Source organism: Niastella koreensis GR20-10 (assembly GCF_000246855.1).
GTDB lineage: Bacteria > Bacteroidota > Bacteroidia > Chitinophagales > Chitinophagaceae > Niastella > Niastella koreensis.
Genome location: NC_016609.1, coordinates 1,928,926 through 1,945,138, shown reverse-complemented (window position 1 = coordinate 1,945,138; position 16,213 = coordinate 1,928,926). Strand labels below are relative to the sequence as shown.

Genomic DNA, 16,213 nt, shown 5'->3' with positions numbered 1-16,213 from the left:
CATAAACTTTACCGTTTTCCCGCTATTCTTTTCTCGCGGTTTTTTATGTAAGTTTGCTTAACCGGTTACCATATTGTTTCGCGATTTCAGGGGATTCAATCTGGAGAACCGGCGGTAAGCGCCTGATACGCTCCATACATTTTTTTACCGGTCTATCAGGTAAAATCATTACTGTTCAAATTACGGAAAGCTTAACACTTGCCATACAAACAAAATGGTTGAACTTTCGTTTCTGTAAAGTAAGTGCGTTATGAACCAAGCCCAGGATAAATACGGCCATACCCGGAAAGTGCTGCTGGTTATATTGAGTATACTGGCAGTAATACCATTGGCGCCACTTATCAACCGCTATATTCCACCATTGATCATCGGCGACTGGAACTTTGACCTTACGGTTTCCATTATTTTAGCCGGTACATTAACATTTCTCACCCTCAGGCTGTTTCGCTTTTTACTGTTACCCGCAGTAGGTTTGCTCATATTAGTGCTCATTTATAATCAATTGACCAATGGCTATGGATTTGGCAATATGATCAGGGATTATAAAACCATGGTGCAGAACAATTGGGGTAAAAAGGAACAAAAGGAAATTGACCTGGTGTTACGGCCCACGTTTTTTGATGGTCCGTTAACAAAAACCGTAAAAACGCTTCAGTCAAAGGTTATCGCCACCGATTCGGTGGTACGGAACTACTCTGTAAAATACTCACTGGAATCGTTTGATGAATATTATCCCAAGTATGGTGCCCAGGTGCGCCTGCTTTCGCTGTTCAAGCACATCAATAGTAACTTCAAGTACGTATCGGACTCTGAAAGGGATGAATACTTTGCCACCGCCCGGGAAACCATTCAAAACGGACTGGGTGGCGATTGCGACGACCACAGCATTCTCATGGTATCGTGCATGAAGTCCATAGGCGCCCATTGCCGCATGATCTTAACGGATGGCCACTTATATCCCGAACTGTTGTGTGGAGACGAAAAACAGTTCGAGCTGATGCAGCAGGCCGTTATTCACCTTTTTGGTAATGAAGCCATCGACAACATGTATTACCACGAACAAAACGGTCAATACTGGATCAACCTCGATTATACCGCCCGCTATCCCGGCGGACCATATGTTAGTGAGACTGCATATGCAATTATTAATCTTTAAGCTTCTTTAGTAAGAAGTAACTCCTGATTAATTGGCAGCCTAAGTTTAAAGTTTGTTAGTTATTAAGTTCCTGGGTTCTTAGGTTTGAGGAAAGCTGTTTTCCCACTGCCTGCTGCCTACTGCCCACTGCCTTTCGTCCTCCGCCGGTTGTGGCGGAGTTTTAATGCCTTTTATGAAGAAACCACTGATGGCCACAGGAAGCGCCACCAAAGAAGATAAATAATACACCAGGAAGTTATCGGTGGAAGTAGAAATGCCTGGCAGGAAATAATCGAAGATATAGATAACAACGAAGGTTCCGTATTCAAAAAACAGGGCCGCGTAGATCAACAGCAGGCCTTTTACGGGGCCGGTCAGTTTGATCTGCTGTAATTTCAAAATGATCTCCCAAACGATCACACTCAGCACTATAAGCAGTTCCCCGCCCAGCACATATTTCAGCGAATCGGTATTAAATCCCCTGATAATGCAGTCAACAATGCTTATGGCCAGTAGTGCCGGCGCCACTATCCTCGTGAACTTTTTAACAACCGGAGAGGAAGACGAAAAGTAAAAGATAGTAAGTACTATAGGAATATCCAGCATGTTATAAATAACTGTATATAAATCCAGGGCCCGCGGCGATAAATGGATATACTCAACCAGGTTGGCCAGCGCACATATAAGCCAGTACAGGGCGAATAGCCTGAACGGAATGGCCGACCACAGCTTTTTCATCAGCACAACAAGCATTGGTACGAAATACAATCCTACGGCCAAAACAGATACGATCTGGTATATTATACTTTTCGAAATCATGCACAGAATTACATGCTAAAATCGCTAAAACCCCTGACAATATTGCATCTGGCGGGTTTTTCAGTAATTGTACCTTTGCCCCATTCTGCATAAAATACTGTACCGAAAAACGTGTTTACACAATCGTTTGCATCAGGGAATTTGTGAACAAAAGCACCGGAAAATGGCTCCTATCAGGTTTTTATCGTTTTAGCATCAATGTCGGTTAAACAAATGAGTTATATCTGTATCAAACAAACGCAGTTTTTCCCTGGGGAGTTGCACATACGCTGTTGTATAATTACATCCTTCCATTGAACCCGCTTCCCCGATAACAGTTTTCCCCTTTTTATTCACAGCGAAACCTATGCGTAAATATTCCACTAAATTTGTGGTCAACCACCCCGGTAACCAGCCTCAATTACTTACTCCAAAACGGACTTCCCATTCACCAGAATCGTAGATTTACTATACCACTAACTGGGTATTCCCCAGCTCGCTATTGTATTTAAACTATTCCTCACGTAATAACTGAAGATTTGAAAATGAGCACATTTGCTCTATGATTGAATGGGTTTAACATATATTTTTGATTCACTGATTTAGTAGTCAGTAAGTTTTTTAAAGAGGTTTTAAAATCCAGGTATCCAAACCACCATCCAATATCAAGTGTAAAGATCAATTGTTCCAAAAGCGATTTCACAAAAATGTAGATCGTATCCTGAAGTATCCAAGAAAAAACCGTTCTAAGTACTAAATCCAATTTCCAGATCCAAAGAACCAAGGTCCAAGATGAATCCTTGAAAAACCCAGTCGATATCCTGAAAACCCGTCACCTTTAACGTGTTTTACCTTTGAAATTAAATCCGATACCATTGAAGACAGTTCACATTTGGTAGGTTCGACTGAAAAAATTATACAGGCCCTGACGATATCGTCAGGGCTTTTTGATTAAATTCAGGCCAACTAACCAACAACACCCATGACTGCGCGCCTTAACATATTCCTGTTTCTATTTTCAGCCTTACCCTTTTTTACCCATGCCCAAACCATTGAAATGCTTACCCGCGGTCAGGCTGTATCCATCAGAGGGCTTTGCCCGGTAAATGACAACGTAATTTGGGTAAGCGGCAGCAAGGGCACCGTTGGCAGGTCGCTGGATGGCGGTAAAACCTGGCAATGGATGAATGTAAAAGGTTTCGAGCAAACAGATTTCCGCGATATTGAGGCTTTTAACGCCAATACAGCTATTATAATGGGCATTGCCGAACCGGCGTATATTTTAAAGACAACCGACGGCGGCGCCAACTGGAAGGTAGTTTTTGCAGATTCTACCAAGGGCATGTTCCTCGATGCCATGGATTTTTATGATAATAAACATGGAATTGTGGTAGGCGATCCCATCGATTCAAAATTCTATATTGCCAAAACAGACAATGGCGGCAACACCTGGGCCAAAACACCTTTCATTATGCAATCAAAAGCCGCCACCGGTGAAGGTTGTTTTGCCAGCAGCGGCAGCAACATCTTTTATTTCCGTAATAAAGATTTTCTGTTTGTAAGCGGGGGGATTGTAAGCCGGGTACATGACGATGCCGGCGGCCGCTCGCTCCCTATTATCCAGGGCAAAGAAAGCACCGGCGCCAATTCCATTGCGGTGCGTACCGATGGCCCCCGGGTAAGCAATACCTTTTACATTGCCGGTGGCGATTTTGCCAATGATAAGGATACCACGCTCAATTGTGTATTTACACACGATGGTGGTCATACCTGGTTACACCCTACTACCCCGCCCCACGGCTATCGCAGCAGCATTATATATATTAGCGGAAAAAAACTGCTTACCTGTGGCACTTCAGGCGTTGATCTTTCTACAGATAGCGGGCTTACCTGGCGCCTGATAAGCGAGAACGGTTTTCACGTTTGCCGGAAAGCCAAAAAGGGCAAAGCCGTTTTTTTAGCAGGCAGCAATGGCCGGATCGCAAAACTGGTACTTTGACGCTTAAAATTTCTTGAACATAAAATATACCGCTGCCAGTAACAACGCAAAGCTTACCAGGTATTTCCAGTGAAATGGTTCATGCAAATACAACATGGCAAATGCGGTAAATACTACCAGGGTAATCACTTCCTGCGTCATTTTTAACTGAAAGCCGGTAAAGCCGTTACTATATCCCCAGCGATTTGCCGGCACCATCAAACAATATTCAAAAAAAGCAATTCCCCAGCTTATTAAGATAGCCTTCCATAAGGGTATTTGCTGTTGTTTTAAATGACCATACCAGGCAATTGTCATAAACACATTAGAGCAGATCAACAAAAGGATAGTTCGCATGCGTCAAAAATAATACAAAAGCCTCCCGATACATCGGGAGGCTTTCTAATTTCTTTACAGTAGTGTACGATTTCATGGCTATGGAGAGTTACTGTAAAGTGCCGCAAAAGTAAACATTTGTTGCTAAAACTTTTTGTGCAAGTTTGTAACTGTGCATTTTTACCCAAAATCCGTGCACTTTTGGGTAATATCCGTGCGGTTGGTTTCAACAAAAAACCCATCCGCCTGCCGGCGAACGGGTTATTTATATCTAATCATTAAACCTCGTATTAATTCAGGTTCCGGAAGTCAACCGGTACCAGTTTGCTCACCCCGGGTTCCTGCATGGTTACCCCATAGATCACATCTACCGCACTCATCGTTTGTTTATTGTGCGTTACAATGATGAACTGGCTCTCCTGGCTGAACTTGCGGATCATTTGCGTGAACTTACCTACGTTGGCGTCATCGAGCGGCGCATCCACCTCATCGAGGATACAGAACGGCGCCGGTTTGATCAGGTAGATCGCAAACAGCAGCGCTGTTGACGTTAATGTTTTCTCACCACCACTCAGCTGTGTGATCGATGACGGGCGTTTACCCTTAGGTTTGGCCACAATATCGATACTGGTCTCCGCCAGGTTCTCGGGATTCATCAGGATCATATCTGCCGAATCGTCTTCGGTGAACAATGCCTTGAACACCTTCTGGAAGTTCTCGCGCACCTTATTGAAGGTGTCGAGGAACTGCTGGTTGGCAGTTGCTTCTACTTCTTGAATGGTTTGTAACAGGCTGTCTTTGGCCGTTACCAGGTCGTTCTTTTGTTCCAGAATGAACTCGTAGCGTTTTTTCATTTCCTGGAAGGCTTCGATGGCGGTGGGGTTCACCTCACCCAGGTTCTCCAACCGTTTTTTCATCCGGTCGCCTTTTTCCTGCAACTCCTCTACCGGCGTTTCGCCCGTACGGGGTTGATCCAGGATATCATCCAGGTTGATCTTGAACTCCACATTCAACCGCTCTTTCATCCCCGCCAGCTGGAGTTTCAGTTCATTCAGTTTGTCTTTTATTTCATTCAGCAAATGCTCGGTCTGCTCTCTTTCTTTTGATTTCTGACGCAGCTGGGTTTCTTTTTCACCCAGGGCATTACGCATATTGTAAAAAGCCTGGTCAGCTTCGTTCAGCTTTTTCTCTTCTTCTTCCTTGCGGCGCATCATGTCAACCAGTGCGTTTTCGGCAGTAGCCAGCTGGTCTGCACTTTCCGTGATGTTCTCCAATGTTTGCTTTAACTGCGATGCATTGGTCTCCACCTGAGCCTGCAACTCCACCAGCTGTTTGCTCTTGAACTGCAACTCCGTCGTCAGTGAGTTGATCTTGCTGGTTTGACGCGTTAACTGCAGGTTATATTCGTTGAATACCGTTTGCGCGTTGGTATACTCGCCTTCGGCTCTTTTGTATTCGTTTTCTACACTTGCCAGTTGCTCGCCCAGCTCCTGCAGCTGATTTACCAGCTCCATCCATTGCTGGCGGGTGCCAGAGATAGAAGAAGTGGTTTCTTCCAGGTTCATTTGCAGTTCTTCCAGCCGGTTTTGGGAAGAACTTTGCGAACCGTGCAGGTTTTCCATTTTGTTCTCCAGGGAAAACATCTGGTTGGTCAGGGTATTAATATCCTGTTGCGCCTGTTTAATGGCGGTATCTTTCAATTGCTCGTTGTAGCCAATTACCTCGTTGTGTTTTTGCTGAATACCATCTTTCAAATCCTGTACAACGCCTTCCAGCGCTACGATCTCTTCGTGTAATTTCTCCAGGTTCTTGGCACGACCGATCTTTTTACCTTCAAATAAACCAACGCTACCACCGGTTAAGGAGAACTTGCCTTTTACATATTTACCGGTTTTCTCCAGCACCACTGATCCATTGCTGGTAGCCAGTGCATCGTCGTTTTCGGCGATAAATACATTACCCAGTAAGTATTCGGCCAGGTGGCGGTATTGGGCATCTACCTCAATTACTTCCATGGCAGCGATGGTATTGGCAGGTGCATGACCGCCTTCGCTCTTAGCTTCGTTTAATTTATCGAGCAGGAAGAAATTCGCTTTACCTTTTTTGTTATTATCCAGCAGGTGCACGGCCTGTAAGCCTTCCTGCAGGTTATTTACCACGTAATAGTTGAGGTAAGGCTCCAGCACGTTTTCAACGGCGGCCCGGAACTCTTCTTTTACGTAAATGATGTCTGATAAAATGGGCGCTTTATGGTTCCAGCCCGGATTGTTATGAAGGAACTTCACACTCTCCGGATAGCCTTCCATGGAGTCGATCAGGCTTTTCAGCAGATCGCGCTCGTTCTTTTTGGCATCCAGTTTTCTACCTTCCTCGGCCAGTTGCTGACGTAATGATTCCAGCTGACCCTGGGCCTGTAAGATCTGTTCTTTTGTTCTTTCCTGGTGGTCCTGTAACTGAACCAGGTCACGTTGCCTTTTTTCCAACTCCTGCTCCTTCACCATTTTCTCTTCTTCCAGTTGTTTTATCTGGCTGTAGCGGGCTTCGCGTTCTTCTTCTATCTGGTTGATGGCTTTCTGTACGTTCTGAATTGAGGTGTCGGCTACGGCTACCTTCTTTTCTGCATCGAACTGGTTGCGTTGCAGGCTGAGGTTTTCAGCACGCAGGCGATCTACGTGGGTTCTTTTTTCGTCGAAGATGGCCCGGGCGTTATCTACGGCATCTTTATGGTCTTCCACCATTTGTTCCAATCCTTCCAGTTTGCCCTTTTCTTCTTCTACTGATATCCTGGTAAATTCAATGCTTTCTTCCAGGCCTTTCAGCGTGCCTTCGCTCTTATTTAAGAACTCCTGCAAACTATTCTCCCGTTCTTGCAGGAACTTGAGGCGTTGAGAAGCCAGGTTCTTTTCATTTTCCTTGGTGCGCAGGGTTTGCAACAGGTCGTTAAACTCGTGCTGCATACTTTGCAGGGCGCGTTCTTTTTCAATGAACCCTACTTTTTCCTGCTCAATCACCGCTTCTTCGTTGGCAACCTCAGCATCTAACCGAACCTTTTTATCGGTTTCCACTTCAGATTGACTATTCAGATCGCGATACGTGAGGTTGAACCCTTCGAGAGCGGCTTTTGCCAGCTCAATGCTCAGCTCGCGGTATTCCTTCTTTATTTCGTAGTATTTCTCTGCTTTTTTAGCCTGGTTCTCCAGGGTTTTTAACTGGTTGTTTATTTCAAACAACAAGTCCTCGATACGGGCCAGGTCCTGCTCGGTGGCATCGAGTTTTTGTTTGGCTTCCTTTTTACGGGTTTTATAGATAGTGATCCCGGCGGCCTGTTCCAGCATGCGGCGCCGGCTGTTCTCCTTATCTTTAATGATCTCATCAACCATCCCCAGCTCAATGATGGCGTAGCTGTCGGTACTCACCCCGGTATCCATAAACAGGTTCTGGATATCGCGCAAGCGGCATTGCACATCATTCAGGCGGTATTCACTTTCCCCGCTTTTGTAGAATTTACGGGTTACAGTAATGGTGCTGAATTCGGTAGGCAGCAGATTCCGGGTATTTTCAAAGGTGAGGCTCACTTCGGCCAAACCACTGGCCGACCGGGTTTTAGACCCGTTAAATACCAGGCTTTCAAGGTTTTCACTACGAAGATGACTGATCTTCTGCTCCCCGATCACCCAGCGGATACTGTCGATAATATTACTCTTACCACAACCGTTTGGCCCGATAACACCCGTAATACCCTCATCGAAATGAAGTACGGTTTTATCGGCAAAACTCTTGAACCCTTTGATTTCTAAGCTTTTTAAGCGCACTTGATCTATTTTTTTTAGGAAACGACAAATATAACCAATAGGGATAAAAATAGTGCCGCTTCGGCTAACCAAACTCAAAAGTTGTGCACTTTTGTGGAACATGCCTGTGAAATTGTGTTTATAAATGTTAATATGTTGTGAGTAATTCTGAAGGCAAAACGCTGAATACAGAAGGCTGAACGCAAAAGCCCGGAACACCAATTGCTTTATTACTGTTGATAACTGTTTTCGCATTAAGCGTTAGGCGTTAAGCGTTTGGCGTAAATTACCAATCAAACCCATCGTGCTATGATTACCAGAAACTGGACAGGTGTTGTAAAACCTGAGCGTTCAGCCGATTATCTCCACCATTTACAGAACGACACGTTGAAGAAGCTGTCCTCTATTAAAGGATTTTTAAATGCGTCCATCCTGCAACGGGTAGTTACGGATGGTATTGAGTACCTGGTTGTGACCTACTGGGAAAATATGGACGCTATTAAGAAATTTGCAGGCGAAACCGCCGATATCGCTGTGGTGCCGCCTATAGCCCAGGAAATGATGGTGCGGTACGACCCGGTGGTACGGCATTATGAGGAAGTGCTGACCTTTTCGCCGATTATAAGTTCTCAGTTTTAAGTTCAAAGTTTAAAGTTCAAAGTTTATAGCTGCCTTAATAGCTTTCGGCTGTCTTTAACAGGAATTTACAGGCCGGTAAAATAACCCGGGGACCTGGCCGGAGTCAAATAATACGACCATTAAACCGTTGTATTTTTGAATAGAATTATACGCCATACATCATGTTGAAAAAGATCACCATCGTACCCGTTAAACAGCTTTTATTATTGTTGTTGATTACCACCGTCAGCCTGGTTGGCCGCGCCCAGCAGGTTGACAGTATTTTCTTTCACCTCTATACCGACAGCCTAAAAAAGGGTGTGCATAATTATATTAATGTAGATGGCAAGCTTTCTAATGGCCACTGGCTGCCGCTGACCAATAAAGAGATTGACTTTACTTCCACTGCCGGAAAATTTGTGGGTAACAGCCTGGTGCTTGACACCGCTTTCAAAGGAGAAAAAGTGACGGTAAAGGCGGTGTTGAAAAGTAACAACACCATCTGGAAGGAAATAGACATCTATCTCAAGAAAGCAGAAGACAACGAACGGCTGCGAACGGTTGATGAAATCCTGAACACACCCGCTTCCCGAAGAAGTAAGCGAAGTTCCCGCTCCTGATTTACCTCTTAGAATATCGAATGTCGAATAAAAAATGCCGAATGTTGAAGTAAATACAAACTTCGACATTCGACATTCAATATTTTTCGTTCGATATTTCTTACTTGGCTCCGGCTAACTCAGCTTGCATTTTCTTAGCATCATCTAAGAATTTAGCCAGTCCGATATCAGTTAACGGATGTTTCAACAGGCCCAGGATTGGTTCCAGTGGTGAAGTAACCACATCAGCACCAGCTTCAGCACATTTTACAATATGCAATGGGCTGCGGATAGAAGCCGCCAGGATCTCTGTTTTGTATCCCTGAATTTTATAGATCTGTGAAATTTGTTTAATCAGTTCAACACCATCCCAGTTGCTATCGTCGATACGGCCAATGAACGGTGATACGTAGTTGGCGCCAGCTTTTGCAGCCAGAATTGCCTGACCGGCAGAGAACACCAACGTACAATTGGTTTTAATACCGTTGTCAGAGAACCATTTCAACGCTTTCACGCCATCTTTGATCATCGGTACTTTTACCACAATGCTGGGGTGAATAGCTGCCAGCTTTTTACCTTCTTCAATAATTTCATGTACGTTAGTAGATAACACTTCTGCACTTATATCGCCACCATCAACCAGTTCGCAAATGGTGAGGTAATGTTTCATCACTGAATCTTCACCTTTAATGCCTTCTTTGGCCATCAGTGAGGGGTTGGTAGTAACGCCATCTAAAATACCCAGGTCGTGTGCTTCTTTAATTTGGGCAAGATTCGCTGTATCAATAAAAAACTTCATGATTATTATAGATTTTATAATGCTTATTGCAAATGCAATTTACAACTTCCCGTTGTTTTTAGGCTTAACTATGTAGTAATTGAGTGAGCGAGCTGGTATTTCCGAGGCAGTTTCTTTAATCTGCTGGTGCAGTTCTGTTGGGTTACATGCAAATTGCGTTCACCAAAAAAAGAAAAAAAGGCAGGCGATTTACATCGCACCGCTACAACCACCTACCCTTGCTGCCTTCCGGCCCTGGGGGGGTTCAGCGGGAGCTGGTCGTGTAAGACCTGCCGGGTGCAAATGTAGGGAAATCAATTGACAATAAGCAATTGACAATTGGCAAAAATCTTTTAAAAAGTTTATTTTATTGCCAGTTGCCTATTGCCTATTGCCGATTGTCTATTGACCGCCAATTCCTTTGCGCCCGGTAAGTGAACTTATGTGTGTAATGCCCACCAGCTCATCGGCACGGCCTGCCAACGCCCGGTAATACACCAGGATCATGTAGTCATTTTCGGTATCCCAGTAATTGCCTTCGGTGTTTTCATAACTGGCGGCTCGTTTTGGATCGTTACGATCAACGGTCACATAATTGTAGTTATAGTATCCCTGCTTCAGAAAAAGCGTTCTTTCATACACCCGCGTGTCGTTATTGAAAATCATCTTGGCGCTGTCGTCCAGGTTATATCCATTCAACGCTCCAATCAAAAAAAGGTCCTTGTTCTCAAACGGTACATTTTCCGGTGGAATGTAGGTGAAGTGTACTGTTGCATAATCGGTTTGCCAGTATGGATTAAGGCTTTCTGTTGTTTCTACGGTATACATTCCGTTGATGTCTTTATAATATACAAACCGCTGCTGGCTTCTGTCAACATCGGGTTTTACAAATATTTCCGTATTGCGGGTGTTGTAATTGGCTTTTGCAATGCGATCGCTTTGCAGGCGAAGACTGCGCAGATCGAGCCAGCGCCATTCTTTGCCACCCGGCATTACGATCTGTTCTTCGGTATTGAAATCAAGCTTTTTGCCAGAGAAAAAAGTGGGTTTTACATTAATGAGGGCATTGTCCCACCGGTTGTCCTGCAAAATCATCACTTTTATCTGTTGCAGGTGATTCATTACCTGTAAGCGGTCGCCCAGGGCAACCTGGAAGGGTATTTTTTGCCAGGTGCGGAAGATATCCCCGTTAAATGGTTGTTGTATCGATGCAGTTATGGATGTCTGGTTATCCACTACCAGAAAGCGTTTGGTAAACGCCACTTTTGACGTATCGCCGTTCAGGTATACTTTCAGGATATAATTGCCCGAACGGGAAGGCGCACAATTATTATCGGGCACCACAGCCGAATAATGCGTGTAATGGGTAAAGGCGACAGATGATACGCGATAGGTACTGATGCGTTGATAAGAAAACCCTTTAATAAAATCAAAGCTGCTCAGCATAGCCGGCGTCCAGTCGGCATTGCACAACTGGTACGTATAGGAGTAACTTTTAACGTTTCCATCCAGGTCGTCGAAATGCAGTTCCAGCTTATCGGAACTGTTAAGCATCACCACAGGATAACCCAATTGGTTTCCCGAAGGGAATAACTGGGCAGTTTTGATGTTTGGCATGTTTACGCCTTCAGTCAATTGCGCATTTCCAGCAAAGGAAATAAGAACAGATACGAATAATATGAGAATATTTTTCATGTTGTTTGTTTCGTCCCTTTAAAAATAGGAAAAAAGCTCAAAGCAAAATCACCTTCGCTAAAGCTACGGCGACCAAAGGCTGAAAGTCAAAAGCCTGAAACTTGGAACCTGGTTTTAATAGTGTTACTTTTGACCAACTAAAATTATGCCGGTTGAATATTGCCGCATTTATAGCACGCAGAATCGCGTTTAATCAACAGAAATCTTTTTCCCGTTTTGTAATCCGGTTGTCAATTGGCGCCACCGTTATCAGCGTTACGGTAATGATACTGACGTTAACGTTTGCCAGCGGGTTTCAAAAAACCATCAGTGAAAAGGTTTTTAGTTTCTGGGGACATATCCGCATTCAAAGCTATTATTCGGCCCGGGTTGCCATTGCCGAAGAATCACCCATCCATCGCAGTGATTCGGTAACCAACCTCAGAAAATCACATCCCGAGATCAAAACCGTGCAGGCATTTGCCACCAAGAATGCCATTCTTAAAACAGCTGAAACCATCGAGGGCGTACTGTTTAAAGGCGTTGAAAGAGATTATGATTTCAATAACCTGGAAAAATTCAGGGTAAGGGGTCGTTGGCTGAAGTTTACTGATAGCGGTTACAGTAACGAAATTATGCTGAGCGCCTATACAGCCAATTTGTTAAAATTAGATACGAATGACCAGGTGCTCATTTATTTCATTCAACCGGGCGCAGCACCCCGTACCCGCAAATTAAAAGTGGCCGGTATTTTTAAAACCGGTATTGAAGAATATGATAAACTGATCGCCATTGGCGATCTAAAGCTGATCCAACGGTTAAACGACTGGAACCCCGAGATGATCGGTGGTTATGAGATCTTCCTGCATGATTATAATCGCATGGATAAAGTGAGTGAAGAGATTGTTGATGATATACCCCTGGGGTTACAAAGCAATACGATCAAATACATTTATCCCAGTATATTCGACTGGCTGAACCTGCAGAATAAAACCATTCTGATAGTACTGGCCATTATGACCGGCATAGCCATCCTGAACTTAATTACCTGTTTGCTGATATTGGTGCTGGAACGCACCCGTATGATCGGGATGTTAAAGGCGCTGGGCGCCCGCAATCGTACCATCCGGGCGGTTTTCCTTTATCATGGCGCCGTAATTACCTTCTTTGGGTTGCTATTGGGAAATATCTGCGGTTTGTTTATTGCCTGGCTGCAGCAATATACCGGATTCATCAAATTACCCGAAGACGCTTATTATATTTCCCAGGCGGCCGTTGATATTGTATGGTGGCAGATTGCCGCGGTGAACATCATCACCTTTGCTATTTGCTTTTTAGTACTGTTAATACCCACCATTATAATCTGGAAGGTACAGCCTATAAAAGCTATTCAGTTCAGATAGTTCTCAGTTCGCAGTTTTCAGTTCAGTGTTCACAATTATTAAAAAACCGAGAACAGTGAACTATGAACTAACTAACAACAGCTTCTTCCCCGTACATCTGGTCCTTGAATTTCAAAGAAGGGGAAGGAATAAACTCACCCAATCCTAATGTATTCCATTTGGCATCAACCGATGCAATGGTTTTATCGTCGGCTACAATGATGTTTGGCCAGTCGCGCTGAAAATCGTCCAGCGCCGCAGTTTTTATGGTGCCATCCAATCCCATGCAGGCCCAGGTTTTACCAGGCATTTGCCGGGAAGGTTGTTGTACCAGGATGCTATCCCTGCGGGGATCGAGGTTATTGCAGAAACGCCATAAAGCTACAGCCAGGTCATTGGCATTTACCGTATGCTCCACATACAACACCATCTTTATTCCTTCTATCATGCCGGTATTGCATATCTGCTGATGCAGCTCACGAATATGCCCTTTGCGGTTCTTCTCAACAGAGATAACCAGGCAGGGAATATGGATAGCTGGCAATGCCTCATTAATACCTCTTATTTCAGGGAATTGCTGCTGCATTAATTTTTTATCGAACCGGCTGCTTAAGATGGGAAACTCAAATGAATCGTCCCTTTCTTCATCAAATTTTTTGGAACCATCAATAAACATTTTACCGCCAAAACCCAGTTTGCTGCAACTGTGGTCCAACACATCCATAGGTCCGTTTGACAAATAGATATCGGTTGCCGGGTTCATATTGGCGAATACATATTCCGCCAGTTTTGCGTAGTCCTGGATCTTCACACCTTCATCGGCCAGCACCAGGATCTTATTAAACATCATTTGACCGGCGCCCCACATGGCATTCATTACTTTTTGTCCCTGACCGGCATATTCCTTTTTGATCTTTGTTATAACCAGGTTATGAAAAACGCCTTCTACAGGCATATCCATATCAATAATTTCGGGCACCATGGTCATTTTTATCGGCGCCAGGAAAATACGTTCAGTGGCTTTACCCAGCCAGGCGTCTTCCTGCGGAGGTATGCCTACAATGGTAGCGGGATACACTGCATCTATCTTGTGGGTAATGGCAGTGATATGAAAGCGCGGGTACCAGTCGGGCAGTGAATAATACCCGGTATGATCGCCGAATGGGCCTTCCCAGATCAGTTCGTCATTGGGGTCAACATAGCCTTCTATTACAAAATCAGCATCGGCCGGTACTTCTATTTCCGGTTGTGTAATACATTTTACCAGCTCCACCTTTTTCTTTCGCAGAAAACCGGCGAGCATATATTCATCCACATTTTCAGGCAACGGCGCAGTTGCTGAATAAGCATAGGCCGGGTCGCCACCCAATGCTACCGCCACCGGCATTCTTTTGCTCAGCTTTTTATATTCATTAAAATGTTTGGCGCTTACTTTATGTTTATGCCAGTGCATACCGGTTAAAGCAGGTCCAAACACCTGCATGCGGTACATGCCTACATTGCGGGTATGTGTATTCGGATCTTTTGTATGAATAACAGGCAGGGTCACAAACGGACCGCCATCTTTTGGCCAGCAGGTGATCACGGGCAGTTTTGAAATATCGGGTTTGTCCATCACCACTTCCTGACAGGCGCCTCTGCCACTTTTTACTTTGGGCATCCAGGAAGCAAACTGCGATAATTTGGGTAGTACCTTTAGTTTATCTATAATGCTTTCTTTAGGAGAAGCCAGTAAATGGAATAAGCTTTCAATATCCCGGGCCACATCATCGAGGTGTTGAACGCCCAGCGCCAAACACATGCGTTTTTCGCTGCCGTACGCATTCATAAGCACCGGAAAATCGTAGCCGGTATTTTCAAACAACAGGGCTTTGCCGCCACCCGTAGTTTTACTAATCCTATCTGTAATTTCTGCTATTTCTAATTTGGGGTCTACGTAGGCTTTGATACGAACCAATTCACCTGCCTGCTCCAATGTATCAATAAAATGTTGCTGATTACGATATGACATGGGTGCAAAGTTAGTTGATATGGTTGACAAGTTAACAAGTTGACCTGTTGACGAGTTGACTTGTTGACGAGTTGACCAGGAAGTTGAGCGGGTTGACAAGGTTGATAAAGTTGATAGAGGTAAGAATTGAAAAAGTCCGGAAGAAAAAGGCCCCGGTGACCTGTTTCTTCCGGACTGTATAATGAGTTTAGGCAGAAGGCTGAAATTTCGGAAACCCTTTCACGTTTCACGTTTGACGTTTCACGATCCCTACAGCACTCTGGGGCAACCCAGCTGATTTCTTCCGCCGCGGGTACCGCCGCTAAACGGACCACCGCCATTGCCGCCGCCTATTCCAATGTACAGGGTAAAACCGGTAAAATAATACCAGTCTTTATATTTTGAACCACCGCGGATAACTCCCTGATCGGGATAGTTGGGATTGCCATTTTTCAATTCATTACCGCGGTATGCCATTTCCACGGCTTTTTGACCATGCGCTGCGGCCAGGGTAGCCTGGTCAAAATAGGTGGTGCTTACATCATCCAGGTAATCGGTAAACGTTTTACGGGCGCTTAACTCATATGCCAGAACGGTATTGTCATTTATTCTGAATTTTACCCCAATACCAACGGGAATAGCAAACTGGGTTAAGTTGTAAGGTTTGCGGTCAGCCGCCAAACCCTGCCCTTCGGTACTCAGCGGTTTCAGGTAAATTTTATTACCAATGGAGTCATATGCATATGGGTTGAAGTGAAATACCGTTACACCGCCATAAACAAAAGGAGAAATGAGATAATCCTCCATATTCAACGGGGTATACTCAAACAGCAGGCTTCCTTCATTGATCCTGGAAATAAAGCTCAGGTTACGTGCCTGTAATACCGGGTCACTGCTTTTTTTATCGTCCCCCTCAATAGTCGCGTGATTATACGCCAGCCGTGCTGCAAAATGAGGCGTTATGTCGTACTTAAGACCGGCGCCAAAAGCAAAATTCGATTGTTGTAAGGTAAATCTGTGGTCCTGCAGATCACCCGCATAATTAGACAAACCGCCAAACAAGGTTACATGAAAACGTTGTTGTGATAGCGCAATTACAGGGCAAAACATGCTTAATAGCAAAAGTTTTCGCAT

12 protein-coding genes and 1 other RNA gene are annotated in these 16,213 nt (G+C 44.5%); 5 read left to right on the top strand and 8 right to left on the bottom strand.

The genetic code is table 11. The annotated features are described in order from the left end of the window. Positions 1–250 precede the first annotated feature (250 nt). Entirely contained in the window at positions 251–1,156 is a 906-nt protein-coding gene (locus NIAKO_RS07725; RefSeq protein WP_014217855.1) for a transglutaminase domain-containing protein, read from the top strand. A gap of 78 nt (positions 1,157–1,234) precedes the next feature. Here the strand turns inward: NIAKO_RS07725 and NIAKO_RS07720 are convergent, their stop codons facing one another. Beyond that, complete coding sequence (locus NIAKO_RS07720) at positions 1,235–1,954, bottom strand: hypothetical protein (RefSeq protein WP_014217854.1); 720 nt, start codon at positions 1,952–1,954, stop codon at positions 1,235–1,237. 961 nt (positions 1,955–2,915) lie between these two features. Between NIAKO_RS07720 and NIAKO_RS07715 the strand changes: the two genes are divergently transcribed. After that, on the top strand, positions 2,916–3,932 hold the full coding sequence (locus tag NIAKO_RS07715) for a WD40/YVTN/BNR-like repeat-containing protein (RefSeq protein WP_014217853.1): 1,017 nt from the start codon (positions 2,916–2,918) through the stop codon (positions 3,930–3,932). A gap of 3 nt (positions 3,933–3,935) precedes the next feature. Here the strand turns inward: NIAKO_RS07715 and NIAKO_RS07710 are convergent, their stop codons facing one another. After that, a complete protein-coding gene (locus NIAKO_RS07710) occupies positions 3,936–4,268 on the bottom strand; it encodes a DMT family protein (RefSeq protein ID WP_014217852.1) in 333 nt (110 codons plus the stop codon). 269 nt (positions 4,269–4,537) lie between these two features. After that, positions 4,538–8,059, bottom strand: coding sequence for a chromosome segregation protein SMC (gene smc / locus NIAKO_RS07705; RefSeq protein ID WP_041348201.1), 3,522 nt, complete (start codon positions 8,057–8,059; stop codon positions 4,538–4,540). Between the two features lie 288 nt (positions 8,060–8,347). Between smc and NIAKO_RS07700 the strand changes: the two genes are divergently transcribed. Continuing rightward, a complete protein-coding gene (locus tag NIAKO_RS07700; RefSeq protein ID WP_014217850.1) occupies positions 8,348–8,677 on the top strand; it encodes an antibiotic biosynthesis monooxygenase family protein in 330 nt (109 codons plus the stop codon). Positions 8,678–8,838: 161 nt separating this feature from the next. Next, positions 8,839–9,276: a hypothetical protein gene (locus tag NIAKO_RS07695; RefSeq protein ID WP_014217849.1), complete on the top strand. Its 438-nt coding sequence runs from the start codon at positions 8,839–8,841 to the stop codon at positions 9,274–9,276. Positions 9,277–9,376: 100 nt separating this feature from the next. Here NIAKO_RS07695 and fsa read toward each other — a convergent pair whose 3' ends face one another. The 3 genes from fsa to NIAKO_RS07685 form a co-directional block, all read right to left on the bottom strand. Next, positions 9,377–10,054: a fructose-6-phosphate aldolase gene (gene fsa, locus NIAKO_RS07690; RefSeq protein WP_014217848.1), complete on the bottom strand. Its 678-nt coding sequence runs from the start codon at positions 10,052–10,054 to the stop codon at positions 9,377–9,379. A gap of 175 nt (positions 10,055–10,229) precedes the next feature. Then, positions 10,230–10,329, bottom strand: an RNA gene (gene ffs, locus NIAKO_RS37555) — signal recognition particle sRNA small type. A 106-nt stretch (positions 10,330–10,435) separates the two neighbouring features. Then, on the bottom strand, positions 10,436–11,728 hold the full coding sequence (locus NIAKO_RS07685; RefSeq protein WP_014217847.1) for a type IX secretion system plug protein: 1,293 nt from the start codon (positions 11,726–11,728) through the stop codon (positions 10,436–10,438). Positions 11,729–11,829: 101 nt separating this feature from the next. Here NIAKO_RS07685 and NIAKO_RS07680 point away from each other — a divergent pair, with 101 nt between their 5' ends. Then, a complete protein-coding gene (locus tag NIAKO_RS07680; protein ID WP_242675532.1) occupies positions 11,830–13,110 on the top strand; it encodes an ABC transporter permease in 1,281 nt (426 codons plus the stop codon). 67 nt (positions 13,111–13,177) lie between these two features. Here NIAKO_RS07680 and NIAKO_RS07675 read toward each other — a convergent pair whose 3' ends face one another. Together NIAKO_RS07675 and NIAKO_RS36500 are read right to left on the bottom strand one after the other, a co-directional pair. Continuing rightward, positions 13,178–15,100: a menaquinone biosynthesis decarboxylase gene (locus NIAKO_RS07675; protein WP_014217845.1), complete on the bottom strand. Its 1,923-nt coding sequence runs from the start codon at positions 15,098–15,100 to the stop codon at positions 13,178–13,180. Positions 15,101–15,349: 249 nt separating this feature from the next. After that, entirely contained in the window at positions 15,350–16,213 is an 864-nt protein-coding gene (locus tag NIAKO_RS36500) for a DUF6089 family protein (RefSeq protein ID WP_014217844.1), read from the bottom strand.